Source organism: Acidovorax sp. MR-S7 (assembly GCF_000400995.2).
In the GTDB taxonomy this organism is placed as follows: Bacteria; Pseudomonadota; Gammaproteobacteria; order Burkholderiales; family Burkholderiaceae_C; genus MR-S7.
This window is the reverse complement of the sequence record NZ_DF238918.1, coordinates 1-24,673: the sequence shown is the minus strand read 5'-3', so window position 1 is coordinate 24,673 and position 24,673 is coordinate 1. Positions and strand designations below refer to the sequence as shown.

Annotated in this window: 23 protein-coding genes and 1 pseudogene; 8 read left to right on the top strand and 16 right to left on the bottom strand. The window is 70.2% G+C overall.

The genetic code is table 11. The annotated features are described in order from the left end of the window. The first annotated feature begins 146 nt into the window (after window positions 1–146). The 5 genes from AVS7_RS10430 to AVS7_RS10410 all read left to right on the top strand — a co-directional run bounded on the left by AVS7_RS10430 (window position 147) and on the right by AVS7_RS10410 (window position 3,513). Window positions 147–695 (top strand): tetratricopeptide repeat protein, encoded by a 549-nt coding sequence (locus AVS7_RS10430; protein ID WP_020228351.1) that lies wholly within the window; start codon window positions 147–149, stop codon window positions 693–695. A 69-nt stretch (window positions 696–764) separates the two neighbouring features. After that, on the top strand, window positions 765–1,343 hold the full coding sequence (locus AVS7_RS10425) for a peptidylprolyl isomerase (protein WP_024001306.1): 579 nt from the start codon (window positions 765–767) through the stop codon (window positions 1,341–1,343). A gap of 17 nt (window positions 1,344–1,360) precedes the next feature. Next, on the top strand, window positions 1,361–1,888 hold the full coding sequence (locus tag AVS7_RS10420) for a peptidylprolyl isomerase (protein ID WP_020228349.1): 528 nt from the start codon (window positions 1,361–1,363) through the stop codon (window positions 1,886–1,888). A 3-nt stretch (window positions 1,889–1,891) separates the two neighbouring features. Continuing rightward, a complete protein-coding gene (locus AVS7_RS10415; RefSeq protein ID WP_020228348.1) occupies window positions 1,892–2,674 on the top strand; it encodes a UDP-2,3-diacylglucosamine diphosphatase in 783 nt (260 codons plus the stop codon). Between the two features lie 5 nt (window positions 2,675–2,679). Next, on the top strand, window positions 2,680–3,513 hold the full coding sequence (locus tag AVS7_RS10410) for a zinc-dependent peptidase (protein WP_020228347.1): 834 nt from the start codon (window positions 2,680–2,682) through the stop codon (window positions 3,511–3,513). A gap of 41 nt (window positions 3,514–3,554) precedes the next feature. Here AVS7_RS10410 and otnI read toward each other — a convergent pair whose 3' ends face one another. The 7 genes from otnI to AVS7_RS10375 form a co-directional block, all read right to left on the bottom strand. After that, a complete protein-coding gene (otnI, locus tag AVS7_RS10405) occupies window positions 3,555–4,364 on the bottom strand; it encodes a 2-oxo-tetronate isomerase (RefSeq protein WP_020228346.1) in 810 nt (269 codons plus the stop codon). A 10-nt stretch (window positions 4,365–4,374) separates the two neighbouring features. Further along, entirely contained in the window at window positions 4,375–5,040 is a 666-nt protein-coding gene (locus tag AVS7_RS10400; protein WP_020228345.1) for an aldolase, read from the bottom strand. After that, the gene (otnK, locus tag AVS7_RS10395; RefSeq protein WP_020228344.1) at window positions 5,037–6,299 is read right to left on the bottom strand and encodes a 3-oxo-tetronate kinase; all 1,263 of its coding nucleotides are present in this window, start codon (window positions 6,297–6,299) and stop codon (window positions 5,037–5,039) included. The genes AVS7_RS10400 and otnK overlap by 4 nt, the downstream gene beginning before the upstream one ends. A 3-nt stretch (window positions 6,300–6,302) precedes the next feature. Then, window positions 6,303–7,316, bottom strand: coding sequence for a D-erythronate dehydrogenase (gene denD, locus AVS7_RS10390; protein ID WP_020228343.1), 1,014 nt, complete (start codon window positions 7,314–7,316; stop codon window positions 6,303–6,305). Window positions 7,317–7,405: 89 nt separating this feature from the next. Beyond that, window positions 7,406–8,299, bottom strand: coding sequence for an L-threonate dehydrogenase (ltnD, locus tag AVS7_RS10385; protein WP_034690577.1), 894 nt, complete (start codon window positions 8,297–8,299; stop codon window positions 7,406–7,408). 70 nt (window positions 8,300–8,369) lie between these two features. Continuing rightward, window positions 8,370–9,140 carry a FadR/GntR family transcriptional regulator gene (locus tag AVS7_RS10380; RefSeq protein ID WP_020228341.1) on the bottom strand — a complete coding sequence of 257 codons (771 nt, stop codon included), beginning with the start codon at window positions 9,138–9,140 and terminating at the stop codon, window positions 8,370–8,372. Between the two features lie 66 nt (window positions 9,141–9,206). Beyond that, entirely contained in the window at window positions 9,207–10,097 is an 891-nt protein-coding gene (locus tag AVS7_RS10375; RefSeq protein WP_020228340.1) for a LysR family transcriptional regulator, read from the bottom strand. Between the two features lie 121 nt (window positions 10,098–10,218). Between AVS7_RS10375 and AVS7_RS10370 the strand changes: the two genes are divergently transcribed. Further along, the gene (locus AVS7_RS10370; protein ID WP_020228339.1) at window positions 10,219–11,211 is read left to right on the top strand and encodes a tripartite tricarboxylate transporter substrate binding protein; all 993 of its coding nucleotides are present in this window, start codon (window positions 10,219–10,221) and stop codon (window positions 11,209–11,211) included. Continuing rightward, window positions 11,208–12,509 (top strand): amidase, encoded by a 1,302-nt coding sequence (locus AVS7_RS10365; protein WP_020228338.1) that lies wholly within the window; start codon window positions 11,208–11,210, stop codon window positions 12,507–12,509. Before AVS7_RS10370 ends, AVS7_RS10365 begins: the two co-directional genes overlap by 4 nt. A gap of 43 nt (window positions 12,510–12,552) precedes the next feature. On the opposite strand, the gene mdeB is transcribed toward AVS7_RS10365, so the two are convergent. Further along, a complete protein-coding gene (mdeB, locus tag AVS7_RS10360; protein ID WP_020228337.1) occupies window positions 12,553–15,210 on the bottom strand; it encodes an alpha-ketoglutarate dehydrogenase in 2,658 nt (885 codons plus the stop codon). Between the two features lie 101 nt (window positions 15,211–15,311). On the opposite strand from mdeB, the gene AVS7_RS10355 reads away from it, so the two are divergent. Then, entirely contained in the window at window positions 15,312–15,782 is a 471-nt protein-coding gene (locus AVS7_RS10355; protein WP_020228336.1) for an Lrp/AsnC family transcriptional regulator, read from the top strand. A gap of 206 nt (window positions 15,783–15,988) precedes the next feature. Here AVS7_RS10355 and AVS7_RS10350 read toward each other — a convergent pair. From AVS7_RS10350 to AVS7_RS10315, 8 genes and pseudogenes are all read right to left on the bottom strand, one after another. Then, a pseudogene (locus tag AVS7_RS10350) lies at window positions 15,989–16,267 on the bottom strand (DNA adenine methylase); the annotation flags it as partial. Window positions 16,268–16,463: 196 nt separating this feature from the next. Then, entirely contained in the window at window positions 16,464–16,685 is a 222-nt protein-coding gene (locus AVS7_RS10345; protein ID WP_020228334.1) for a hypothetical protein, read from the bottom strand. Beyond that, window positions 16,678–18,576, bottom strand: coding sequence for a hypothetical protein (locus AVS7_RS10340; RefSeq protein ID WP_020228333.1), 1,899 nt, complete (start codon window positions 18,574–18,576; stop codon window positions 16,678–16,680). Before AVS7_RS10340 ends, AVS7_RS10345 begins: the two co-directional genes overlap by 8 nt. A 1-nt stretch (window position 18,577) precedes the next feature. Continuing rightward, window positions 18,578–19,015 carry a hypothetical protein gene (locus AVS7_RS10335; protein WP_020228332.1) on the bottom strand — a complete coding sequence of 146 codons (438 nt, stop codon included), beginning with the start codon at window positions 19,013–19,015 and terminating at the stop codon, window positions 18,578–18,580. After that, window positions 19,012–20,487: a LamG-like jellyroll fold domain-containing protein gene (locus AVS7_RS10330; RefSeq protein ID WP_020228331.1), complete on the bottom strand. Its 1,476-nt coding sequence runs from the start codon at window positions 20,485–20,487 to the stop codon at window positions 19,012–19,014. Before AVS7_RS10330 ends, AVS7_RS10335 begins: the two co-directional genes overlap by 4 nt. A gap of 1 nt (window position 20,488) precedes the next feature. Then, a complete protein-coding gene (locus tag AVS7_RS10325) occupies window positions 20,489–21,655 on the bottom strand; it encodes a hypothetical protein (protein ID WP_020228330.1) in 1,167 nt (388 codons plus the stop codon). Between the two features lie 14 nt (window positions 21,656–21,669). Further along, on the bottom strand, window positions 21,670–23,616 hold the full coding sequence (locus tag AVS7_RS10320) for a hypothetical protein (RefSeq protein ID WP_020228329.1): 1,947 nt from the start codon (window positions 23,614–23,616) through the stop codon (window positions 21,670–21,672). A gap of 20 nt (window positions 23,617–23,636) precedes the next feature. Then, window positions 23,637–24,380, bottom strand: coding sequence for a hypothetical protein (locus AVS7_RS10315; RefSeq protein WP_020228328.1), 744 nt, complete (start codon window positions 24,378–24,380; stop codon window positions 23,637–23,639). Window positions 24,381–24,673: the final 293 nt, after the last annotated feature.

Here is a 24,673-nt window from a genome sequence, read left to right as displayed (position 1 = left end):
GTGGGCGAACCGGGCGCCGCACGGCAGCGGGCCGGCGCCACCGGGGGTGGCGGCTGCGCACACCCCCTCGGCTACAATGCGCCGCAGTATAAGCCCGCGCCGCGCCCCTCTGGCGCAGGCCTTCCCACCCCTCTTTTTCCCTCTCCATGACACCCGCCCGACCCCTCGCCCACCGCCTGCTGCGCCTGTTGGCCGTGGCCGCCCTGGCGGGAGCCGGCTGGGCGCATGCCGACGAGTACGCCGGCATCTCCCAGCTCATCAAGCAGGGCAAGCCGCGCGAGGCGCTGGCCCAGCTGGAGCCGCGCATCGCCGCCAACCCGCGCGACCCGCAGCTGCGCTTCCTGCGCGGCGTGGCGCAGGCCGATGCGGGCCAGCAGGCCGAGGCCATCGACAGCTTCGTGCAGCTCACCGAGCAATACCCCGAGCTGCCCGAGCCCTACAACAACCTGGCCGTGCTCTACGCCGGCCAGAACCAGCTGGAGAAGGCCCGCGCCGCGCTGGAGATGGCCGTGCGCGCCAACCCCGGCTATGCCACCGCGCACGAGAACCTGGGCGACATCCACGTCCGGCTGGCCATCCAGTCCTATGCGCGCGCGCAGCAGCTCGACCCGGCCGTGGGCGCCTCCGTGGCTCCCAAGCTCAAGCTCCTGCGCGAGCTGCCTGCGGCCAAGCCCCAGCCTGCTCTCGGCCGCTGACGCGGTCCCGCGGCCCTGCTTCCCCCAGGGCCGCCTTTCTTTCTTTCGCACTTCTCAAGGAGCCTCAGCATGATTTCCAGAAGAAATACGGCCCTGGCGCTTGCCGGCCTTGCGCTGGTAGCTATGGTCAACGTAGCAAGCGCACAGGGTGCCGCACCCAAGGTCAAGCTCGCCACCAGCATGGGCGACATCGTGGTGCAGCTCGACCCGGCCAAGGCGCCCAAGACGGTGGAGAACTTCCTGGCCTACGTGCAGGACAAGCACTACGACGGCACCGTCTTCCACCGCGTGATCGACGGCTTCATGATCCAGGGCGGCGGCTTCACCGCCGACATGGCGCAAAAGCCCACCAAGGCGCCGATCCCGCTGGAGGCCTCCAACGGCCTGAAGAACGACCAGTACACCATCGCCATGGCCCGCACGGGCAACCCGAACTCGGCCACCTCGCAGTTCTTCATCAACGTGAAGAACAACGACATGCTCAACGCCCCCAACCCCGACGGCCACGGCTACGCCGTGTTCGGCAAGGTGGTCGAAGGCAAGGATGTGGTGGACAAGATCAAGGCCGTGGCCACGGCGAACAAGGGCATGCACCAGAACGTGCCCACGACGCCCGTCGTCATCCAATCCGCAACGCTGGTCAAGTAAACGAAAGGACTTCCTCCATGAGCAACCCGCAAGTCGAACTGCACGTCACCATCAACGTGGCCGAGACCGCCACCCCCGGCGTCATCACGCTGGAGCTGGACGCCGTGAACGCGCCCAAGTCCACCGAGAACTTCCTCGCCTACGTGAAGAAGGGCCACTACGACGGCACCATCTTCCACCGCGTCATCAAGAACTTCATGATCCAGGGCGGCGGCTTCACGCCCGACATGAAGCAGAAGGGCACGGACGACCCCATCGAGAACGAGGCCGCCAACGGCCTGAAGAACGACCAGTACACCATCGCCATGGCCCGCACGGGCGATCCGCACAGCGCCACGGCCCAGTTCTTCATCAACGTGGTGGACAACGCCTTCCTGAACCACACCGCGCCTTCCGGCCAGGGCTGGGGCTATGCCGTGTTCGGCAAGGTGGTCAAGGGCCAGGACGTGGTGGACGCGATCAAGAAGGTGCGCACCACGCGCAAGGGCTTCCACGACGACGTGCCGTTCGACGCCGTGGTGATCGACAAGGCCGTGGCGCTGTAAGCCATGGCCGAGGCCGTGCCGCCGATGGCCGAGCTGGCCGCGCCAGCCAGCTGGCGCACGGTCGATTTCCTCTCCGACCTGCATCTGGAGAGCGCCCACCCCGCCACGCTGCGCGCCTTCGCGCGCTACCTCGACGGGACACCCGCCGACGCGGTGTTCCTGCTCGGCGACCTGTTCGAGGTCTGGGTGGGCGACGATGCGATCGACGAGCCCGGCAGTTTCGAGAGCGAATGCTGCGCGCTGCTCGCGCAGGCGGCGCGCCGGCGCCCTCTCTTCTTCATGCACGGCAACCGCGATTTCCTCGTCGGCGAGGGTTTCACGCAGCGCACAGGCATCCCGGTGCTGGCCGATCCCACGGTACTCACGTTCGCGGACAGGCGCTGGATGCTCTCGCACGGTGACGCGCTGTGCCTCAATGACGTGGAATACCAGCGCTTTCGCGCCCTCGCGCGCAATCCGCAGTGGCAGGAGCAGTTGCTCGCGCGCCCGCTCGCGGAGCGCCGCGCCCAGGGCCGCAGCGCGCGCAGCGAGAGCGAAGCGCGCAAGCAGTCGGGCACGGCGGTCTACGCCGACGTGGACAGCCCCGCCGCTGTTCGATGGCTGCGCGCCGCGCGCGCCGATGCGCTGGTCCACGGCCACACGCACCTGCCCGCCGACCACGAACTCGCCGCCGGCCTCGCGCGCCACGTGCTCACCGACTGGGATCTCGAAGCCACTGCGCCACGCGCCGGCGTGCTGCGCCTCACGCCCCAGGGCTTGCAGCGCCTGCCGCTCACCCCCACGTAGGGGAGATGCCCGCCTTTCTCACCCGCCTGGCCCGGCGCGTACGCGCCACCGTGGCCCCCATTCCCGACATCGGGGCCGACCTGTGGCTGCAGACGCTGCACCGCTACCCCTTCCTCTCCGCGCTGCCGCTGGCCGACCAGGGCAAGCTGCGCGCACTGAGCGCCCTCTTCCTGCACCGCAAGGAATTCACGGGCGCGCACGGCCTCGTGGTAACCGATGCCATGGCCGTGGCCATCGCCGCGCAGGCCTGCCTGCCGCTGCTGCACTGGGGCGAGCCCGGCCAGGCGCTCGCCTGGTACGACGACTTCGTGGGCATCGTCGTGCACCCGGCCGAGGCCGTGGCGCGCCGCAAGGCCGTCGATGAAGCCGGCGTGGTGCACCACTACGACGAGGTGCTGCTCGGCGAAGCCATGCAGGACGGCCCGGTGATGCTGAGCTGGCCCGCCGTCCAAGGTGCGGGCCGCGAGGGGCACGCGACCAGCGTGGTGATCCACGAGTTCGTGCACAAGATCGACATGAAGAACGGCGGCGCCGACGGCAGCCCGCCCCTGCCGCCCGGCTTCATGGGCACGCCGAACGCCCGCGCCGCGCACGCCGCCTGGCGCGCTGCCTGGGAGCCGGCCTACGAGCAGTTCCGCGAGCGGGTCATCATCGCCGAGCGCTTCGGCGGCGAGTGGCCCTGGCTTGATGCCTACGGCGCCACGGCCCCGGCGGAATTCTTCGCCGTGGCCTGCGAGGCCTACTTCGTGCACTGCGAACGCTTCGCGCAGGAATTCCCCACGCTGCTGCCGGTGCTGGATGCGCTGTTCCGCCCCGCGCAGGGAATTCAAGCCAAATAGGGCTCCAGCGCTTGTGCAGCAAGCGCTGGCAGCTCTCCTACTTATAGCAAGCCGCGCGCCCAGCCCAGGCCCTCGGTCGTGCCGCCGGGCACTGCGCCACGCGCGGGCAGGTATTCGCAGCCCACCCAGCCCTGCCAGCCGCACTGCGCGGCCACCTCGTCGATGACGGAGAACAGGTAGGGGTGGTTCAGCTCGCCCACATCGGGCTCATGCCGCTCGGGCACGCCCGCGATCTGGAAGTGGCCGACGCGGCCCGTGGGCAGGTACTGGCGGATCTTCATCGCCACGTCGCCCTCGACGATCTGGCAGTGGTACAGGTCGAACTGCACCTGCAGGTTGGGCGCGCCCGCGGCCTGCACGACGGCGTGCGCATCGTCCTGACGGTTGAGGAAGAAGCCGGGGATGTTGCGCGTATTGATCGGCTCGATGAGCACGTTGCGCCCCGCTTTCGCGGCCTGCTCCGCCGCCCAGCGCAGGTTGTCGATGTAGGTGGGGCGCAGCGCCTCGCGCGTCTGGCCCGCGGGCAGCAAACCGGCCATCACGTGGATGCGCGGGCAGTCGAGCGCGGCGGCGTAGTCCAGCGCGCGCGCGAAGCCGTCGCGGAACTCGGCCTCGCGGCCCGGCAGGCAGGCCAGGCCGCGCTCGCCCGCGGCCCAGTCGCCGGGCGGGGCGTTGAACAGCACCTGCTGCAGGCCGTTGTCTTTCAAGCGCTTGGCGATCTCGGCAGCGGGGAAGTCGTAGGGGAACAGGTATTCGACGCCTTTGAAGCCGTCTGCGGCGGCGGCGGCGAAACGGTCGAGGAAGGCATGCTCGTTGTAGAGCATGGAGAGGTTGGCGGCAAAGCGGGGCATGTCTTATTCCTTACCAGCGCGCGCCGAAGGTGGCGCGCAATTCGTAGATCCGAGCCGCGTCGAGCGCGGCGGGCTTGGGAGAAGACAGCAGCCAGAGCCGCGCCGTTTCCTCCAGTTCCTCCAGTGTCGCCATCGCGGCGGCGGGAGTGTCGTGCCAGACGTTGGGGCCCAGGCGCTCCAGCATCACGGCGCGCAGTGGCGTGTCTTGCGCGCCATAGCGCGCGATGGCCTGGGCCACGGCCTCGGCGGCCTCGGGCGCGCCGGGGCGGTGGTAGGGGATCACGGGCACGTGGCCGACCTTCATCACGAAGTACGGCGTGATGGCGGGCAGCAGTTCACCTTCCGCAGGCTGCAGCGTGAGGGCCACGCAGTGCGTGCTGTGCGTGTGGATTACGCAGGCGGTCTGCGCGTCGAACGCGCGCGCCGCGGCGTAGATGCGCGCGTGCAGCGCGATGGTCTTGCTCGCGCGGTCGCCGCTCACCTGCTGGCCCTGCGCGTCTAGGCGCGCGAGGCGCGCGGGATCGAGAAAGCCCAGGCAGGCGTCGGTGGGCGTGATGAGAAAGCCGCCGTCACCCAGCCGCACGCTGATGTTGCCGGCCGTGGCGTGCACGTAGCCGCGCTCGAACAGGCTGCGGCCGACGCGGCAGATCTCCTCGCGCGCCTGGGTTTCGGTCATGCGAGCACCTCGAACGCGCGCGTGAAGAAGTCGTCACCGCCGAAGTTGCCGGACTTCAGCGTGACGTGCAGGCCCTGGCCCAGCGCCTGCGCATGGCACCACGGCACGCCCGGGTCGATCTGTGGGCCGATCTGCATCTGCGTGATACCCAGCGCCTGCACGCAGGCACCAGAGGTCTCGCCGCCCGCCACCACGAGCTGGCGCACGCCACGCTCGACGAGGCCACGTGCGATGGCGGCAATGGTGCGTTCCACCATCGCGCCCGCCTCTTCCACGCCCAGGCGCGACTGCACGGATTTCACCGCGCCGCTGTCGGCCGTGGAATAGACCAGCACGGGGCCGCGCTCCAGCAGCGGCGCGGCCCAGGCGAGCGCCTCGGCGGCCACATCGGCACCATCAGCGATGCGCAGCGGGTCGATGGCCAGCGCCGCGCCGCCGCGCGCGATGAAGTCCTGCACCTGCCGGTTGGTGGCCAGCGAGCAGCTGCCCGACACCACGGCGCGCAGCCCGCCCGTGGGCGGCAGCACGCTCGCGGCAGGCGACGGCGCGAGGCCGAAGTTGGCCGGCAGCGCGATCGCCACGCCCGAGCCCGCCGTGACCAGCGGCAGCGCCGCGAGCGCGGGGCCCGTGCGCAGCAGGTCATCGTTGGAGACGGCATCGACGATGGCGATGGCAACGCCCTCGGCCTGGAGCTGCGCGATGCGCTCGGTGACCGCCGCCGCGCCGCGCGCGACCACGGCATGGTCGATCAGGCCCACCTTGCGCTGGCACTGCGACTGCATCACGCGCACGAGGTTCGGATCGGTCATGGGCGTGAGCGGATGGTTCTGCATGCCGCTCTCGCTCAGCAACACGTCGCCCACGAACAGGTAGCCCTTGAACACGGTGCGCTTGTTGTCGGGGAAGGCCGGGGTGGCGATGGTGAAGTCGCAGCCCATCGCATCCATCAGTGCCTCGGTCACGGGGCCGATGTTGCCGGCCGCGGTGCTGTCGAAGGTGGAGCAGTACTTGAAGTAGATCTGGCGCGCCCCCTGCCCTTGCAGCCAGCGCAGCGCGGCGAGCGATTGCCCGATGGCCTTGCCCACGGGGTTGGTGCGCGATTTGAGCGCGATGACGACGGCATCCACGTCCGCCGCCAGCGGGTCCTCCGGCACGCCGATGGCCTGCACCACGCGCATGCCTGCGCGCACAAGGTTGTTGGCGAGGTCGGTGGCGCCCGTGAAATCGTCGGCGATGCAGCCGAGCAGCAGCTTGCTCATGGCTTATCCCTTCACCGCGAGCTTGACGGCCTGCGGGTTCTCGCGCACGTAGTCGCGCAGGATGGCCTCGAAGCTCTCGTCGGCCGCCAGGCCCAGGGCCTGCGCACGCTTCGGCTGGAAGCGGCTGGGCCAGCTCGTGATGATCTTGGCGATCTGCGCATCGGGCTCCCAGTCGATGAGCGCGGTGGCCTCCTTGCCGGCCACGCGCTCCAGCGCCTGGGCCATCTCGCCCACGGTGGTGGTGAGCGCGGGCAGGTTGACGGCGGTGCGCGCGCCCCACTCCGTGCTGCTGGCCGTCGACGCGCGGATGATGCCGCGCACCGTGTTGCCGGGCGACGAGAGCGCCACGGCCGTCTCGGGCGCCACGGGGCAGCGCGCGCGCTCGCCCGCCAGGGGCTCGCGCAGCATGCCCGAGAGGAAGCTGGAGGCCGCGCCGTTCGGGCGGCCGGGGCGCACGCTCACCGTCATCAGGCGCACGTTGCGGCCCTGCACGAAGCCCTTGCGCGTGTAGTCGGCCACGAGCTGCTCGCCGATGAACTTCTGGATGCCGTAGCTGTTCTGCGGCGTGGGCAGTGTGGTGTCCTCGATCACCTCGGGCAGGCGCTGCTCGGGCGAATCGCCGAACACGGCCACGGAGCTGGAGAACACGAACACGGGCGCATGGCCCGCGCGGCGGCAGCCTTCGAGCAATTGACGCGTGGCGTCGAGGTTGCTGCGCATGCCGAGGTCGAAGTCGGCCTCGCACTCGCCGCTGACGGCTGCCGCGAGGTGGAAAACGGCCTGCACGTCGGCCAGCGGCAGTGCGCCGGCCGCGAGTTGCTCGCCCAGGTCGCCCAGCAGCGGCTGCACGCGCGCATCGGCGGCCAGGTCAGCAGGCGGCGCCACGCGATCGACCAGCACCACGCGCTGGATGGGCTGCGCGGGAGCACCGGCCAATGCGAGGCTGCCCTGGGCCAGCAGGGTGCGCGCGAGGCGCGCGCCGAGGAAGCCGCTGCCGCCGGTGATGAGGATGTTCATGGGAGGGGTCCTTGTGTATGGAGTTACAAGCCAAATCGGGCTCTAGCGCTTGTGTAGCAAGCGCAAGCAGCTATGAAAACAGGAGTTTCCTAGGGGAGTGTGATGCCCGGGAAGATCTTGATGACCGCGCTGTCGTCCTCACGTGCGAAGCCCGCGGTGGAGGCCTGCATGAACATCTGGTGCGCGGTGGACGAGAGCGGCAGCGGGAACTTGCTGGCGCGCGCCACGTCCAGCACCAGTCCCAAATCCTTCACGAAGATATCCACGGCCGACAGCGGCGTGTAGTCACCCGCGAGCACGTGGGCCATGCGGTTCTCGAACATCCAGCTGTTGCCCGCGCTGTGCGTGATCACGTCGTAAAGCGCGGCCGGATCGACGCCCTCGCGCAGGCCCAGCGCCATGGCCTCTGCCGCGGCGGCGATGTGCACGCCCGCCAGGAGCTGGTTGATGATCTTGACCTTGCTGCCCGCGCCCGCCTTGTCGCCCAGGCGGTAGACCTTGGCGGCCATGGCGTCGAGCGTGCCGCCCGCGCGCGCATAGGCCTCGGGCGTGCCGGCGGTCATCATGGTCATCTGCCCGCTCGCGGCCTTGGCGGCGCCGCCGGAGATGGGCGCGTCCAGGTACAGGATGCCCTGCTTGGCCAGGCGCGATTCCAGCGCCACCGACCAGTTGGGATCGACGGTGGAGCACATCACGAACAGGCTGCCGGGCCGCATGCTGGCGGCCACGCCATCGTCGCCGAACAGCACGCTTTCGGTCTGCGCGGCGTTGACGACCACCGAGACAACCACGTCGCAGCGCGCGCCCAGCTCGGCCAGCGTCTCGCAGGCGGTGCCGCCCTCCTTGGCGAAGTCCTGCGCTACCTCGCGCCGCAGGTCGAACACATGGGGTGCGAAGCCCGCGCGGCGCAGCGACTGGGCCATGCCCAGGCCCATGGCGCCCAGGCCCACGAGGCCGACGGTAGGTGGAGATACGTTGCTCATGCGGGAATGGCTGTGGAAGTTGAAATCGTCAGGTCATCATACAAATTTGAGAGCACATTACGGATGCGGGTTAACCCTTGCGCCGCTCGACCAGCGGGCGGGCCAACTGTGCGCCCTCCTGCTGCCAGAACGCGGGGTCGGCCTGGCGGATGCGGCGGATGGCGTTGTCCATGTGGGTCTTGGCGGCGTCCCGTGCGGCGGCGGGCTCGCCCGCCTCGATGGCGTCCGCAATGCGCGTATGTTCACTGGCGACCTCGCGGGCGAAGTCGTCGCGGCGCGCCTCGTTGGCCCGCGTGACGCGGATGGCGCCCTGCAGGAAGCCGTGCAGGTACTGCAGCGTGCCCATGAGGAAGGGGTTGTGCGCCGCCTCGGCGACCGCCAGGTGGAAGGCCAGGTCCTGCTCGGCGCCGCTGCCGCCGTCGGCCACGGCCTGGCGCAGGGCCGCGATGGCCTCGCGGATGCGCGCCATGTCCTGCGCCGTGCGGCGCTCGGCCGCCAGTGCGGCCACCTCGGACTCCAGCGGGCGGCGCAGCTCGGCGAGCTGGATCACCGCCTCGCGCGAGGCCAGGTGCGCGCCCTCGAAGCGCAGCGGCTCGGCGCTGGCGGCGCGCACGTAGACCCCGCTGCCCTGGCGCGAATCGACGAGCCCGAGCGACTTGAGCCGCGACACGGCCTCGCGCACGACGGTGCGGCTCACGGCGAACTGCGTGGCCAGCACGGCCTCGGTCGGCAGCCGGTCGCCCAGCACCAGCCGGCCGCTGCGGATCTCGGCCGCGAGCGCGTCGGCGACCTGGTCGGCCAGGCGGGCGCCGGAGGCAACGGGCTGGAACTGCAGGGGCATCGTGTCGTTATCCGTACATGGCAGGGCCTGCCACTCTAACGCCTGCGCCCTTCTCCGCCGCCCCGGTCAGGCTTGCGGCAGGCAGGCGAGGAAGCGCTGCACCACCGGGTTGCAGTTGTCCGCGCTCCAGACGCAGGACAGCACCGCGTCCAGCGGCGCGCCGCCCGCGGGCAAGGCCAGCTCCCGCCATGCGAAGCGCCCGGCCCCACCCTGCACGGCGGACAGGGGGACCAGCGCGGCCCCCATGCCGGCTTCCACCAGCGCCAGCAGCGTGGGCAGCAGGCTGTGGTGGCGCACATGGGGGCGCACCTGGGCGCTGGCGAGCAGCTTTTCCTCCAGCTCGTGGAAATAGCGCGCGCCCTGCGGCTCGTAGCCCACCCAGGGCAGGCCCTGCAGGTGGCGCACCGGCACGCGCTCGTGCGCGGCCAGCGGGTGCCCCAGCGGCAGCACCAGCACCATGGGGTCGTGGGAAACCACGCTCGATACCAGGCCCGCGCTGTCCATGGAGGCGGAAAACCGCAGCAGCGCCACGTCCAGGCGGCCGCTGCGCACGTCCTCCACCAGCAGGTCGGAGGTCTGCTGGCGCAGCTCCAGCACCACGTCCGGACAGGCCTGGCGGAAGACCTGCAGGACCTGGGGCAGCACGCGGTAGACCGTGCTGTGGGTGAAGCCCAGCGTGAGCACGCCCTCGTCGCCCAGCGCATGGCGACGCACGGCATGCAGGGCGGCGTCCGCCTCCGCCACCAGCAGATGGGCGCGCTCCAGCAGCAGGCGGCCCGCCGGCGTGAGCTGGACGGAGCGCGTGGTGCGCACCAGCAGCGGCGCGCCCACCTCTTCCTCGAACTGGCGGATCTGCTGGCTCAGCGGCGGCTGGCTGATATGCAGCCGCTGCGCGGCCCTACCGAAATGCAGCTCCTCGGCCACCGCGATGAAGGCCAGCAGGTTGCGGGAAAGCATGATTATGCCGATCTACGACTCAATAGTTAGTGAATTTTATATTAGACATATCAGTGGCACGGCCGTAGCCTCCGCAGCGCAACGTTGCCCTTCCACCCACCCACTTCTTCCTCGCGTGACCATGTCCCTCCACCCTTCCTCCCTGCGCCGCGCCCTGGTGGCGTCGGCCGCCCTCGCGCTGGCCGCCGTGGCCGGTGCCCAGCCTCCCGCAACGGCCAGCTACCCGGCCAAGCCCGTCACCATGGTGGTGCCCTTCGCCGCGGGCAGCGTCACCGACCTGCTGGCGCGCATCGTGGCCCAGCGCCTGGGCGATGCGCTGGGGCAGCCCGTCGTCGTGGAAAACAAGGCCGGGGCCGACGGCAACATCGGCGCCGCCTATGCCGCCGCGGCCGCCCCCGACGGCTACACGCTGATGATGGGCGCCGCCAGCACCAACGCCATCAACCCCAGCCTGCACAAGAACCTGAAGTTCAATGCGCTCAAGGACTTCACGCCCATCACCAACGTCGCGTCCATGCCCAACGTGCTGGTCGTGGGCCCCCAGGTGCCGGCGCGCAACGTGAAGGACTTCATCCAGGCCGCGCGCACCGAGAAGTACAGCTTCGCCTCCAGCGGCGCGGGCGGCAGCATGCACCTGTCGGGCGAGCTGTTCAAGACCATGGCCCAGGTGCCCGACTTCCTGCACATCCCCTACAAGGGCGGCAGCGCCCCGGTCACCGACGTGATGGGCGGGCGCGTCAGCGCCATGTTCTGCAACCTGCCGCTGTGCCTGCCGCACATCCGCGCCGGCAAGCTGCAGGCGCTGGCGGTGACGTCCGCCCGGCGCACTCCGCTGCTGCCCGAGGTGCCGACCATCGCGGAAAGCGGCGTGCCCGGCTACGAGGTGGAAGGCTGGTTCGGCCTGTTCGCCCCGGCGGGCGTGCCGCAGCCCATCATCCAGCGGCTGAACCACGAGGTGGTGCGCATCCTGCAGGACCCCAAGGTCAAGGAATCGCTGCTCGCCCAGGGGGCCGAACCCATCGGCAACAGCCCCGAGGCGTTCGCGGCCTTCGTGCACAAGGAGCACGACCGCTGGGCCAAGACCATCCGCGACGCAGGCATCACCCCGCAATGAGCGCGCACAGCACTGCCATGACGCCGCCCAACCGCCTGACGGCCCTGCAGGCCCTGCGCGCCATGGAGGAAGGCCGCCTCACGAGCGAGGCGCTCACGCGCGCCTGCCTGGAGCGCATCGCCGAGCGCAACGGCGCGGTGCAGGCCTTCACCGCCGTGGACCCCGGCCGGGCACTGGCCCAGGCCCGCGCCGCCGACCGCGCCGCGGCCGCGCCGCTGCGCGGCCTGCCGTTCGCCGTGAAGGACGTGCTGGACACCCGGGACCTCGCCACCGCCTATGGCTCGCCCATCTACGCCGGCCACCAGCCGGTGGCGGACGCCGCCTGCGTGGCGCGGGCGCGGGAATTCGGCGCGCTGGTGCTCGGCAAGGTGGCCACGAGCGAGTTCGCCACGCAGACCCCGAGCCAGACGCGCAATCCGCTCGACCTGGCGCACACGCCGGGCGGCTCGTCCAGCGGCTCGGCCGCGGCCGTTGCCGACTTCATGGCGCCCGTGGCCTTCGGCACGCAGACCACGGCCTCCACGGTGCGGCCGGCGTCCTACTGCGGCATCGTGGGCTACAAGCCGACCTTCGGCTTTCTCAACGTGGCCGGCCTCAAGCCCCTGAGCCCCTCGCAGGACACCGTCACCCTGCTGGCGCGCACGGTGGAAGACGCGGCCCTTTGCGGCTTCGGCCTGCAGGGCGTGCGCGCACAGGCCCAGCCGCTGGAGCGCCCCCGGCTGGCGCTGTGCCTGTCGTCGCAGTGGGACGCGGTGCACCCCGAGATGGCCCAGGCCATCGAAAGCCTGGCCGCCGCCGCGCAGCGCGCGGGCGCCGAAGTCCGGCGCCTGTGGCTGCCGGCCGGGCTGGAGGCGCTGATCGACCTGCAGGGCCGCCTGTTCGCGTTCGAGGCGCGCCAGTCGCTGGCGCACGAGCGCCAGCACCACGCGGCGCAGTTCAGCCCGCGCCTGCAGGCGCGCCTGGCAGGCGGCGAAGGCATCGACGGCGCGGAGTACCTGGCCATGCGCCAGCGCGCGCTGGCCGGGCGCCAGGCGCTGGCACGCCTGTTCGACGGCGTGGACGCGCTGCTCTACCCGCCCGCCCAGGGCGAGGCGGACGAAGGCATCGCCGACTCGGGCTCCGCCCAGTTCGGCGCGCTCTGGAGCCTGATGCACGTGCCCTGCGTGTGCGTGCCCGCCGCCCGAGGGCCGCGCGGTCTGCCGATGGGGGTGCAGGTGATCGGCGCCTACGGCGACGACCTGCGCACCCTGCAGGCGGCGGCCTTCGTGGAACGCGTGGCGCAGGCCGCGCTGGCGTGACGGCCCTGCCGGCCGGACGCACCGCCGTCCGGCCCGGAAACGGTCACGATGCCCGCGCTAGCAGCGCCGCCCGCGCCCGCTGCGCGATAGCCTGCGCATCCACGTGGAAGAAGGCGCGCAGCGCCGCCCGCGTGTCGCTGCGCCCGAATCCGTCCGTGCCCAGCGTGTGCAAGCGTCGGCCCTCGGGCACGTAGGCGCGCACGGTCTCGGGCACGGCGCGCACGTAGTCGGTGGCTGCGATGACGGGGCCGTGCGTGCCGGCCAGCACCTGGGCCAGCCACGGCGTGCCGCCGCCCTTGCCTTCCATGGCTTCGCAGGCCCTGCCGTCGCGCGCCAGTTCGCTCCAGCTCGTCACGCTGACCACGGTGGCGGCAATGCCCTCCTCGGCCAGCAGCGCGGCGGCCTTCACGACCTCGGTGAGGATGGCACCCGAGCCCAGCAAGGCCACCTGCTTTTCAGGTGAAATCGGGCTCTCGCGCTTATCCAGCAAGCGCGAGCAGCTATCCAAGAGATAGCACCCGCGCAGCACGCCCTCGGCCGCACCCTCGGGCAGGTCGGGCTGGGCGTAGTTCTCGTTCATGAGCGTGACGTAATAGAACACGTCCTGCTGCTCCACGAGCATCTCGCGCATGCCCGCGTCGAGGATCACGGCCAGCTCGCCCGCGTAGGCCGGGTCGTAGGCCTTGCAGTTGGGGATGGTGGCGGCCACGAGGTGGCTCGACCCGTCCTGGTGCTGCAGCCCCTCGCCGCCCAGCGTGGTGCGCCCCGACGTGGCGCCCAGCAGGAAGCCCCGCGCGCGCTGGTCGGCGGCGGCCCAGATGGCGTCGCCCACGCGCTGGAAGCCGAACATGGAGTAGTAGATGTAGAACGGCAGCATGGCCAGGCCGTGCACGCTGTAGCTGGTGGCGGCAGCCGTCCAGCTGGCGATGGCGCCGGCCTCGCTGATGCCCTCTTCCAGGATCTGGCCGTCCAGCGCCTCGCGGTACGAGAGCACGGAGCCGATGTCCTCGGGCGCGTACTGCTGGCCCACGCTGCTGTAGATGCCGACCTGCTTGAACAGGTTGGCCATGCCGAAGGTGCGCGCCTCGTCGGCCACGATGGGCACGATGCGGGGCCCCAGCTGCCCGTCCTTGAGCAGCGTGCCGAGCATGCGCACGAAGGCCATGGTGGTGCTCATCTCCTTGCCATCGGCCGCGAGTGCGAATTGCGCGTATTGCCGCAGCGCCGGCACGGGCACGGCGTCGCACGCGGTGTCGCGGCGCGGCAGGCTGCCGCCCAGCGCCGCGCGGCGCGCGCGCAGGTACTGCATCTCGGGGCTGTCCTCGGCCGGCTTGTAGAAGGCCAGGGCCCTGGTCTGCGCGTCGCTCACAGGCAGGTTGAAGCGGTTGCGGAATTCGATCAGGTCGGAGTCGCCCAGCTTCTTCTGGCTGTGCGTGGTCATCTTGCCCTGGCCCGCCGCGCCCATGCCGTAGCCCTTCTTGGTGTGGGCCAGGATCACCGTGGGCCGGCCCCGGTGGGCGGCGGCCGCGGCGTAGGCGGCGTGGATCTTCACCAGGTCGTGGCCGCCGCGCTTCAAGCGGTCGATCTGCTCGTCGGTCATGCCCTGGGCCAGGCGCTCCAGCTCGGGGCTCTGGTGGAAGAAGTGGTCGCGGTTGTAGCGGCCGTCCTTCGCGGCGAAGGTCTGCATCTGCCCGTCCACGGTGCCGCCCAGCGTGCGCACCAGCGTGCCGGTGAGGTCGCGCGCGAACAGGCCGTCCCAGTCGCTGCCCCAGAGCAGCTTGACCACGTTCCAGCCCGCGCCGGAGAACAGGCGCTCCAGCTCGTCCACGATGCGGCCGTTGCCGCGCACGGGGCCGTCCAGGCGCTGCAGGTTGCAGTTGACCACCCACACCAGGTTGTCCAGGCGCTCGCGCGCCGCCAGCGTCAGCGCGCTCATGCTCTCGGGCTCGTCCATCTCGCCGTCGCCGAACACGCCCCACACCTTGCGGCCCTGGCAGTCGAGCAGGTTGCGGTGCGTGAGGTAGCGCATGAAGCGCGCGTGGTAGATCGAGCTGATCGGGCCGATGCCCATCGAGCCGGTGGGAAACTGCCAGAAATCGGGCATGAGCCACGGGTGCGGGTAGCTCGACAGCCCCTGCGCGCCCGCCGCGGGGCCGGTGATCTCCTGGCGGTAGTGCTCCAGGTCGCGCTCGGTCAGCCGCCCTTCGAGGTAGGCGCGCGCATAGACGCCCGGCGCGCTGTGCGGCTGGAAGAACACCAGGTCGCCCCGGTGCTGCCCCGGCCCCGTGCCCTCGCGGGCATGGAAGAAATGGTGGAAGCCCGTCTCGAACAGGTCGGCCGCGCTGGCATAGCTGGCGATGTGCCCGCCCAGCTCGCCATAGGCCTGGTTGGCACGCACCACCATGGCCAGCGCATTCCACCGCATGATGGAGGCAAGCCGCTCCTCGATGGCCAGATCGCCCGGAAAGGCCGGCTGCTCCTGCGCGGCCACGGTGTTCACGTAGGGCGTGTTGAGCTGCGGCTGCCAGCCCACGCGGTGCGCATGGGCCATGCGCACCAGCTCGTCCAGCACGAAGCGCGCGCGCTCGGGGCCCTGGGTGGCGACCAGGGCCTGGAAGGCGTCGCGCCACTCGGCGGTTTCCAGCGGGTCGGTGTCGTTGGCGGCGGCGTGGAGCGCAGTGAGGGGCGTGGGGGCGTTCATGCGCACACTGTACGGCGACGCGGCCGAAATGAGATGCCGTTTGGCTTATTTCGCGCACATGCTGCAGAATTTCATGCCGCAAAACCCAATAATCACAGCACATGAAACTCGACACCATCGACCTGCGCATCCTGGCCGAACTCCAGGCCGACGGTTCGCTCTCGAACGTGGAACTGGCCCGGCGCGTGCACCTGTCGCCCTCGCCCTGCCTGGCACGCGTCAAGGCGCTGGAGGCGGCGGGCGTCATCCAGCGCTACGTGGCGCTGGCCAATGCCGCCGCGCTGGGGCTCGGACTCAACGTGTTCATCAGCATCAGCCTCAAGACCCAGAGCAAGGAAGCGCTGGCGGCCTTCGAGCAAAGCATCGCCGAGCACGACCAGGTGATGGAGTGCTACCTGATGACCGGCGACAGCGACTACCTGATCCGCGTGGCAGTGGCCGACATCTCGGCGCTGGAGCGCTTCATCCTGGACCAGCTCACGCCCATCCCGGGCATCGAGAAGATCCGCACCAGCTTCACGCTCAAGCAGGTGCGCTACAAGACGGCACTGCCGCTGCCCGCGGCGCGCTGACCTCGCCGCGCGATGCGCAGATGGCTCAGGGCGATGGACATGCGCACCCCTGCCGAAGGGTTGCTGCCGGGGCGGCATTCACGCCGCCCGAAGCCCTCGTAGAATCGCCCCGGCATCCAGGATGAAGCGCGGCGCGATAAATGCGTCGCCTGAAGCGAGATAAATCGCCCGCATCCGACTTTCGCCACACAAAACAAATTTGCACGTCAGAACAGCCCAGCGGGTTCTGCCTGGCGGTTCCAGTTGTAGATCACCAGCTCGCCGCGCTCCACCCGGTTGGCCCCGCCGCCCACCGTGTAGTCCAGCTTGAGCGCCTCCATGTCGAAGCCCGAGAAGCACTCCCGGATGGCCGGGTGGTCGTTGATGCTCACGACGGCCTTGCCCTTGATTGCCTGGAGCTTTGCGGCCATGGCCACGTACTGCTCCCACGGGAAGGGGACGCCGTAGCCCTCGGTCTCCCAATACGGCGGGTCGAGATAGAACAACCAGGCGGCGTTTGCCACCGATCCACGGGACGATTGGATTTGCCATTTTTGCAAGCCTCTTTTCTGTGGTGAAACATCTGGTAGGCTTCGACCGCTCTCGCGAGAGTGGCGGGTCTTCGCCTGGCTTGCAGCTCATACCTGCATGTCGGGGGCTTGGCCTGGTGTTAGCGCACCTGGCCAGGTCGCCCGTCTTTTTTCAGATCACGTCGACGTACACGGGCAGATCAGGGGCCGGCCCCTGGATCACCCCGTCCTGCACGAACACCTTGCCGCCCACCGTGGCCGCGCCGCGCGCGCGGATCTGGCCTGCGCCGGGCAGATTGATCGTTGCCACGCCATCCGCATAGGCCACCACCTCGCCGATCTGCACCCGGCCGGGCGCGAGCAGCTCGCGCAGCTGTTGATAGAGGTTAGGCATGGCTGTCGATCTCCAGCGCTTGAGTCAGTACGGGGAACTGCTGACTGACGTCCGTGGCGCGCACCAGCCCCAGGCGCAGCGCCTCCGCGTCATCCACATAGCGCAGTACCGTGCCGGGCTTGATCACGCCCGTGGCCGGCAGTACGGGCATCGTCATCTTGTGCTTGAGCATGCGGCCCGACTCGGCCAGCTCGGCCGTGGCGCGCTGCTTGGCCGCACCGATGGTCGTGATCAGCGGATGCACGGCCATGGGCTGCTTGAGCACCAGGCCGGGCAGGCCCGCCCGCGTTAGGTCGGCCTGGATGCCGCCCGCCTCGCCCGCCACGAAGATGCGGTCGTAGGCGGGCATGTCGATGATCTCTGTCTCCGTGATCTCCGCGATGCCATCCGGTAACTCGATGTCGGGCGCCAGCGTGTCCCAGCGCCACCACGGCTCAGGCCAGAGCGGCAACACCCGCATGACCGCGGCGGTGTCGTGCGGCTGCAGGTAGCCGCCCACCGCGCCCGCGATCTCGGCCAGGGCGCTGATCGGCGTGCCCTGGTGCATCCAGATGCCACCAGGCACCAGCCAGTCCGCGAGCTGGAAATCCACCGCCCACCCATAGCCCACGCCGTTGACCGTGAGCACGTCCGTCATGAGCTGGTGTGCAGTGCGGTCCAGCGCGGCCGAGAACGTCTGCACGGGCGCATGGGGCGCATCGAGCACCGCCGCGAGGCCCCGGCCCTGGGCAGTGACCAGGTGCTCCGGAAACCGCCTGCTGCGGCCGATGCGCTCGGCCTGCAGCCGGAACGGCTGGCCGTTGACGCGCACCTCCAGCTCGACGGGCTGCCCGCCCGGGCTTGGCGCGACGGCGTCACGCGCCGAGGCGTGGAACGCGGCCGAGAACGTCCACGTCCAGGACTGCCGGTCGAGCCGCATGCTGAAGCTCTCGCTGGGCAAGGGGTCGCCGGCCAAGTCGTCGGCGCGGCGGATCTCGATAGAGTTGCTCACGATGTAGCTCCTGCGTGCGGGGACAACGATGCCTGCAGGCGGCAACACAGGCACCCAGCCGTCGCACCTAAAAACCAGCCCCACCGGCAAGCCAGCGCCGACAGGATCACGAAACACCAGGTCCACCGGCAGGCGGGGCACATAGCACGGCGGCTGGACGGGCGGCACGATGCCGCTGCGCCCCGCGCGCGGGCGCATGGCCTCCTGCCAGTGCGCGCGCAGGTGCACGTGCACCGCCCGCCCGTGGCCCCAGCGCGTGGCGAGCAGAGCGCGCACGGCGCCAGCGTCCTGCCAGTGGGTGGCGACGGCCGCACGCAGGCGCAGCGTCTCTTGCCAGTGGGCGGACAGCGCCGCGCGTCGCTGCTGACCATCCTGCCAAGCAGTGGCAATGGCCGCGCGCAGCTGGACAGCCTCCTGCCAGTGCGTATCCATCGCGGCGCGCCTGCGGCTCCCCTCCTGCCAGGCTGTGGCGACGGTGGCGCGCAGCCTGTCGGCCTCTTGCCATGCAACGGCCAGCGGTGCACGGCGGGGAGCGGCCTCCTGCCAGCGCGCCACCGTCGCCGCGTGCAACGGCGCGGCCTGCTGCCAGCCGGTAGCGAGCGCGACCGCGACCGGGCGGGCCTGTTGCCAGCCGAAGCCCAGCTCTGCGCGCGCCGTGCCCCGGCTCACGTTGGCATCCCAGCGCGCGTCGATCGTGCCCCGCAAGCCCGTGACGCGGCCCACGGCCATGGCGCGCACCGCAACGCGCAGGCGCACATGCCCGCGCAGGCCCGTAACGCGGCCGCCGCCCTCGACCACCACGGTCGGGGGCAACAGGCCGCCTGCGCCAAACACCAGCGCCACCGGCCCGCCCTGGACGGGCCGGCCCTGCTGGTTGAAGACGAGGGAGGCCGGCGCCATGTCAGGTCAGCGCCACCAGGCCCAGCTGCACCAGGCCGCCGGGGTACAGCATGGGCGAGGTTTCGCCTTCGGGCGTCGTGCCGCCGATCACGCGGATGCCGCCGCCGTGGTCCATGTCCGTCACGATGCAGCGCGTGAGCAGCACGCCGTCGGCTGCGATCCACTCTGCCCAGCGCGGCATGCCCTGGCTCATCACCATGGCGCCGGCCGGGTCGGCCACGTGCAGCACGAGGGCGCCGCCCACGAGTGAGCCGCAGGGCTTTGCCAGCTCCAGGGTGGCCTGGGGCGTGTCCGCATGCGCGTCTCCCATCGATGCGGGCGGCGTGGTGGTGTAGAGCGCCAGGCGCGAGCGGCCGGCGCCAGTATCCGCCCGCGCGAGCAGGCCCTGCAGCTGCGCGATGTACGCGGCATCGCTGACATCCCAGTCGGGGCCGCTCATGGCACCTCCGGCGTGAGGCGGTTGGCGGCCACGGGGCGGTAGTTGCCCGCCAGGTCTTCGGCCAGGGCGATGAAGTCCTGGCGCGTATCCAGCCCCTCGAAAGCCCACGCGCCCGTGCCCGGATCGGCCCAGGTCTCGCGCACGGGCAGCTTGCTGCGCTGGTGCAGCAACACGACGCGGCCACCAGTGGGCATGCGCTGGGTGCCGGAGATCTGGATCTCGTTGGTGCCCCAGATCCGGCCTGCGCCGCCATGCTCCACATCGCGTGCGGTCTGCGGCCCAAACGCCCCCGGCGCACGGGCGCTTGCGATGGGCGAGGATGCCGCCACAGCCACGCTTGTGGAGCATGCGCGCAGGGGCGGCACGGCATCGGTCTTCGTCACCGCGCGCGCCTCCACCTCGCTGGCCGGCGGCTCCTCGCCTTTGCGCACACGCAGCCCGTCGATCTGGCCTGCGAAGTTGTACGCAGTGGTGCCCCCAAAACAGCCTACGGCGACCGGCAAGTTTGCGCCGGGGTTGTCCAGATTGGTGGTGTCTATTTCGCGCGCATCCTCCTCGTAACTCACGGCGCAGGCGAATCCGTTGACAAAGCACCGGCGGCGCCCGGCAGCGTCACGGCCCATGATGACTTGATAAGCGGCGCCCAGGACTATTGGCTCGGCAAGGGTGAAGACGGTGCCCGCTTGATTCGTGCCCCGCAGGCCCCGGTACCACACCAGTTGCGTGGCGTTACGGATATACAGCGCCCACTCGGTTGGGCGATTCCACGCGGCGCTGGCGCGAGATATCAATGTCTGCTCATGTGCAAGGCTTGCCGGCCGCATGAGCGCCCGCACCGTGAACGCGCCTGTGCCAAGGTCGAAGTCCGAGTGCGGCGGGGTCTCGATGTAGTCCGTGCTGCCATTGAGGAGCAGCGATGATGTCCCCTCAAGTGGGTCCATCGTGGTGAGCCTGGCCCCGCCGTAGGCCGCGAAAGGGTGCCCTGCGGCATCGACCATGGTCGTGGCGCCATTGCTGCCCTCGAAGTCCATCGCAATCACGTCACGCGAATCCAGCGCGGGGGTCGAAGGCAGCGCGGACAGCGCGCCAGCACCCGGCCAGGACACGCCGCGCGCAGTGGCGAAAGTCGTCCAGACCTTGGCGTCGGCCGAATGCTGCAGCGTGATGAACGCGGGAAACCGCGCCTTGTCGCGCGCGCCGATACGGATGGCATCCACATCCGCCGCGCTCCCGAAATCCCATGTGATCGCAAAGCCTGCGGAGGCGACCGCTGCACGCGGCCACTCCACTGTGGCTGTCAGTGCAGCGGACTGCAGATCGCTCACGCTGCCGGCGCTGGGGGGGATGGACGCAGATACAGAGGCCCCGGCATCAACACGCGCGCGAGCCGCGTACAGGTGCAGCGCGCAGATCGACAGGCCGCCTCTCCCGTAGGTGTCAAGCGCTACGACGCGCCAGTAGCGTGCGGCCATCTCAGCGGCTCCACGGTCCGGTCAGATCGAGGAACACCGTTCCAGGCGTGACGGCACCAGCCGGCGGCGCGACGCGCAGGCCCAGCAGTTGGCGGCCGGCCATGTCGTCGGTGCCGGAGACCAGCGCGCCGCTGGCGAATGCCGAGCCGCAGTCCTGCACGGGGTGCAGCAGGCCCGGCAGCGTACCGCGCAGGGCGGCGGTGGCGTACAGCTCCAGCAGGCCCGTCATCAGCCCGTTGTTGGCCCCGTTGGGATACCCTCCCAGCGAATAGCCCGCCGTGCCCGCGTACACATCGGCGGTTGATCCGTTGTGGTGAGTGCCGATGCGCTGCGCCGCGGTGGCCTGGCCGATAGCCGCGTGCGAGCGGGCCAGGTACGCACCGCCACGCGCGCCGCGGTGGCTGTAGCCGCAGCAGCCATCGGGCACCGTGGCGAGCACCGTCTGATCGCCTTGGTTGCCCGTGAGCAGCCAGCCGTAGGCGTCGCCGCTCTTCAGACTGGCTATATCCCCAGCGTAGAGCAGCGTGAAGCGATCGGCCGTGCCCTGCGGGCTCACGGCAAGGTAGAAGCCGCGCTCATCGGCCACGAGATACCACGGCCGGGTTGCGGCGCTGGCCGCATTGCTTTTGGGCCACCAAAGACCGCCGCTCACTTGGCTATCGAGCGGTATGGGTCCCAGGCCCGTGGCGATATCGGTCATTGTCTCGTAGCCCCGCACGCGGGCGTTTGTGGTGCCCGTATCGTCAACGCGCAGCGCGCAGCCGGTGGCCTCGGGCACGCTGGACTTGATCGCCAGTACGTTGGCGGTGCCCGGATACAGCTCTGTCCACCCGGCAGGCGCCAGCTTGCTGGTGATTGAGCCCGTGGCCGGACCATCGGGCACGCCCGCCGCGGCGAAGGTGATGGCGTTTGCGGATGCCGTGAGCACGGGCTTGAGGCCGTTGAGGCCCGCCGGCGTGGCGCCCGCGATGTGGGCCACGGCGCCCGCCTTGAAAGGGTGGCCCGATGCATAGGTGACCGTGGCCACACCATCGGCGACTGTGAGTGTCGCCACAGACCCGGCGCCAGCGCCCGTCACCAGGTAGGTCTTGAGGATGGCGGCCAAGCTGCCTGCGGTGCCCGAGAGCGGCAGCGCGCCGGGCATGGTGGAGTCGTATGTATAGATCATGGAGGGGCTCCGGGTCAGAAGGTGCTCTCGGGCGTGCGGCCCGCGTCGCCGCGCTGGACAATCCAGGCGCGGTCGTCAATGCCTGCGGGCGAGCCGGGCTGCACGCAGCGCACGCAGTCGATGGGGGCCTCGGCGCCGATGGTGTCCACGAACAACACGTTGCCGGCCGCCCAGCCGCTGCCCCAGCCCGTGGCGCGGATGGTCATGTAGGGCGCGCCAGCGGCGGCGTTGAAGGGGGCGAAGTCCTCGTTAATGTTGCCAGCGGCGATCTGGCCCAGGTGGCGCCCGATCAGGTCGAACGCCTGGCCGCCCGACCGGAAGCGCAGCGCCCAGCGTTCGGTGATGGCGCCGCGGTTGGTGACCTCCACGGGGTGATTGGTTGTGTCGTAGGTGGGTGTGGCCGCGCCCTTGCTCGGGTCCAGGCCGTCGTACCAGGTGACCCCGTCCCAGCTCTGCTGGTCGTATGCACGGCTGACGCGCGCGAAGCGGTCGCCCTGCCGCAAGGCGGTGGAGAACACGGCGCCGGCCGGGAAGGCGTAGCCGATGGGCTGTGTGAGCTTGACGCTGCCGTCGATGCGGACTTCGGCGATCTGGCGGTAGACCTCGGTGCGGCCGATCACGCGGATGGCGGGCGGGTAGCCGGTGACATCGGTGAAAGTGACCGTGCCAGCGTCGAGGTCGGCGGTGTAGCCGTCGTGGATCTCCGCGCCCGTGGCGTCGTCGATCACCTGGACGAAGGACAGGCGCTGGTGCCCCACGTTGTATGTAATGAGCGAGGGGGCGAACGGCGATCCACTGTGCGTGATGCCGATGACGCACGTGTCTCCCGGCCGGGCGAAGGCGACGCGACCATCCGGCGGCAGCGCGGCCGAGTCGATGCCCATGAGGCTCACGTCCACCGGCAAGTAGATATAGCTCACGCACGAGTAGCGCAGCGTGGTGGGGTCCACGGGCCACGGCCGCCAGATCTTGCCCGCTTGCACGGCGCCCACGTCGGCCGCGTCGTACCACCACTCGGCCTTGTGCTCGGGCGTCAGATCGGCATCGAGCACGAAGTCGCCGAACTGCAGCTCGACGCCGCCGCGCGCGAACTCGATCTTGCCCCACATGTGCGTGCCCGTGATGTTGCCCTGCGCATCGACGCTGGCCGTGAGCGTGTCGCCCCTGGTGTCCACCACGGTCAACACGAAGCCGCCCGGCCCGGCGCGCAGCGGCGCGGCGTCGGTGGAGAAGAACAGGCTGGCGGTGGTCCAGGGGACGTTCTGAGTCCAGAGCGACAGGAGCTGGAAGTCCTGCGGGCCGGTGCCGCCGACGACGTAGTCTGTCATGAGAACCACGCCGCTTTCGTAGCCGATGCGGCCGCTGGCGATACCGGGGTTGGTGTCGGTGCGGCCCCGGTAGATGACGCCTTCGAAGTCGGAATACAGGTGACCCATCCAGCGGAAGAGCACGCTGCCCGCGACGATGCGGTGCGTGGTGTACGGGCACAGGTCGATGGTGGCCGCGGGAGGCGTGAAGCTCATGCTGGCCGCGACCGGCGCGGGGGCGCCCACGCGATAGCGGGCGACAATGCTGGTGCCGCCCAGGATTTCTTCGCCCACGGCGGCGGTGCCGTAGTCGCCACCCCTGCGGCTCTGGCTGTTGCTGTTGCTGCCGCTGTTGTTGTTCTCGCCGCCGCCTTCGCCGCTGGTGCTGTTGCTGACGGCCTGGCTGAATGCCTTCGATTCCTCGAAGTCGCTCTTGTAGCTCGTGGTTCTGCGGTCGTGCGAGACGGCTTTGAACGTGAGCTGCTTGCCGACGTAGTCCACCGTGCCCAGGCCGGCAAGGAAAGCGCCCGCGCCGTTGTCGGTGAGCGTGTGCACGACGACGATGCGGTTGCCGCTGGTGATGCCTGTTTCCTGCGTGAGGGTGCTGGAGCTGCTGTGCTCTGTGGTGATGGTGGTATTGCGCGTGGTTGCCATGGCGATTTCCTGGTCTCAGATCAGACGCTGCTGTGGGGCCAGCTGGGCTGGCTGGCGCTGCCCCATAGCCCGTTGCCAGTCACGTACCAGTCGGGCACCGTGCGCGCGGCGGGGGTCACCGTGGTGTTGACGGCGCCGTCAGCGCTCTTGGCTGTCGCGGCCACGCTGAGCTGCCCGCCGCTGGTGTTGCTGGTCTCGCGCGCGGTGGCCCACTGCACGGACAAGGTGCCGGCGGCGGGCTGCTGCGCGAGGGACAGCGTGACGAAGCCTGCGGCGTCTGGCGCGCCGGAGAGGATCTCGACGGCGAGCACGTCGAGCTGGCAATCGACCTGGAACTGCGCGCCCGGGTCGGGCATGAACGTGGGGCGCAGCAGCACGGTGCGGCTGAAGTAGTCGATGACGCCTGTGGCCGCGCCCGCGAGCTGGCCCGCCCCGTTGTCGGTGACGGTGCGCACGGTGCCGCCGCTGGTGTAGCCGATGGACAGGGAGCCGGGAATCACGCGGGTGTCGGGGTTCTCCGCTTCGATCATCCAGCAGTACTCGGGCGGGCGCACGGCTGCGCCCTGGCTGGAGCGGTCGGTGTAGGCCACCCGGGCGGCGTGCGCAAGGCAGATGGAGCTGCCGATGTCGGGCACGGCCTTGAGCGTGACGTTGATTGAGCCCGTCGTGTAGCTAACGGCACCGCCACCCTGGCCGACCAGCTTGCCTTCGCCGTCGTCGGTAATGGTGTAGCGCGTGCCCAGCGCCCAGTAGTCGATGAACAAGGTGCGCGGGACTCGATGGTGAATGCGCTGTTGGAGCGCGGCGCCAGCGGAATGCGGCGCTGGCCCTGGGCGTCCATGACCAGCGTGCGGGGCGTCGATCCGCGCAGCCTGGCTGGCGGGCGGCCTGGCACGTGCTGGCGGGGCGCGGCGCTGGGTGCGGGCGTGCCGCGGGGGCGGACAGTCTCGAAGACGTTGCGCTGGCGGTTCATGTCGTGCCCTTTCACAACAAAGCCAAGCTGCTGGAGAACGCGTCCTGCATGAAGGACCTTTTGAGCGTCCGAGACGCGGCTGAG

Excerpts from the sequence above, each read along its gene's own strand:
- AVS7_RS10320 (WP_020228329.1), bottom strand. The coding sequence starts at position 23,616 with ATGGCAACCACGCGCAATACCACCATCACCACAGAGCACAGCAGCTCC.
- AVS7_RS10345 (WP_020228334.1), bottom strand. The coding sequence starts at position 16,685 with ATGCCTAACCTCTATCAACAGCTGCGCGAGCTGCTCGCGCCCGGCCGG.
- AVS7_RS10400 (WP_020228345.1), bottom strand. The coding sequence starts at position 5,040 with ATGACCGAAACCCAGGCGCGCGAGGAGATCTGCCGCGTCGGCCGCAGC.
- AVS7_RS10365 (WP_020228338.1), top strand. The coding sequence starts at position 11,208 with ATGAGCGCGCACAGCACTGCCATGACGCCGCCCAACCGCCTGACGGCC.
- AVS7_RS10430 (WP_020228351.1), top strand. The coding sequence starts at position 147 with ATGACACCCGCCCGACCCCTCGCCCACCGCCTGCTGCGCCTGTTGGCC.
- AVS7_RS10375 (WP_020228340.1), bottom strand. The coding sequence starts at position 10,097 with ATGCTTTCCCGCAACCTGCTGGCCTTCATCGCGGTGGCCGAGGAGCTG.
- AVS7_RS10380 (WP_020228341.1), bottom strand. The coding sequence starts at position 9,140 with ATGCCCCTGCAGTTCCAGCCCGTTGCCTCCGGCGCCCGCCTGGCCGAC.
- ltnD (WP_034690577.1), bottom strand. The coding sequence starts at position 8,299 with ATGAGCAACGTATCTCCACCTACCGTCGGCCTCGTGGGCCTGGGCGCC.
- mdeB (WP_020228337.1), bottom strand. The coding sequence starts at position 15,210 with ATGAACGCCCCCACGCCCCTCACTGCGCTCCACGCCGCCGCCAACGAC.
- AVS7_RS10425 (WP_024001306.1), top strand. The coding sequence starts at position 765 with ATGATTTCCAGAAGAAATACGGCCCTGGCGCTTGCCGGCCTTGCGCTG.
- AVS7_RS10370 (WP_020228339.1), top strand. The coding sequence starts at position 10,219 with ATGTCCCTCCACCCTTCCTCCCTGCGCCGCGCCCTGGTGGCGTCGGCC.
- AVS7_RS10325 (WP_020228330.1), bottom strand. The coding sequence starts at position 21,655 with ATGATCTATACATACGACTCCACCATGCCCGGCGCGCTGCCGCTCTCG.
- AVS7_RS10355 (WP_020228336.1), top strand. The coding sequence starts at position 15,312 with ATGAAACTCGACACCATCGACCTGCGCATCCTGGCCGAACTCCAGGCC.
- denD (WP_020228343.1), bottom strand. The coding sequence starts at position 7,316 with ATGAACATCCTCATCACCGGCGGCAGCGGCTTCCTCGGCGCGCGCCTC.
- otnI (WP_020228346.1), bottom strand. The coding sequence starts at position 4,364 with ATGCCCCGCTTTGCCGCCAACCTCTCCATGCTCTACAACGAGCATGCC.
- otnK (WP_020228344.1), bottom strand. The coding sequence starts at position 6,299 with ATGAGCAAGCTGCTGCTCGGCTGCATCGCCGACGATTTCACGGGCGCC.
- AVS7_RS10415 (WP_020228348.1), top strand. The coding sequence starts at position 1,892 with ATGGCCGAGGCCGTGCCGCCGATGGCCGAGCTGGCCGCGCCAGCCAGC.
- AVS7_RS10420 (WP_020228349.1), top strand. The coding sequence starts at position 1,361 with ATGAGCAACCCGCAAGTCGAACTGCACGTCACCATCAACGTGGCCGAG.
- AVS7_RS10410 (WP_020228347.1), top strand. The coding sequence starts at position 2,680 with ATGCCCGCCTTTCTCACCCGCCTGGCCCGGCGCGTACGCGCCACCGTG.
- AVS7_RS10340 (WP_020228333.1), bottom strand. The coding sequence starts at position 18,576 with ATGGCGCCGGCCTCCCTCGTCTTCAACCAGCAGGGCCGGCCCGTCCAG.
- AVS7_RS10335 (WP_020228332.1), bottom strand. The coding sequence starts at position 19,015 with ATGAGCGGCCCCGACTGGGATGTCAGCGATGCCGCGTACATCGCGCAG.
- AVS7_RS10330 (WP_020228331.1), bottom strand. The coding sequence starts at position 20,487 with ATGGCCGCACGCTACTGGCGCGTCGTAGCGCTTGACACCTACGGGAGA.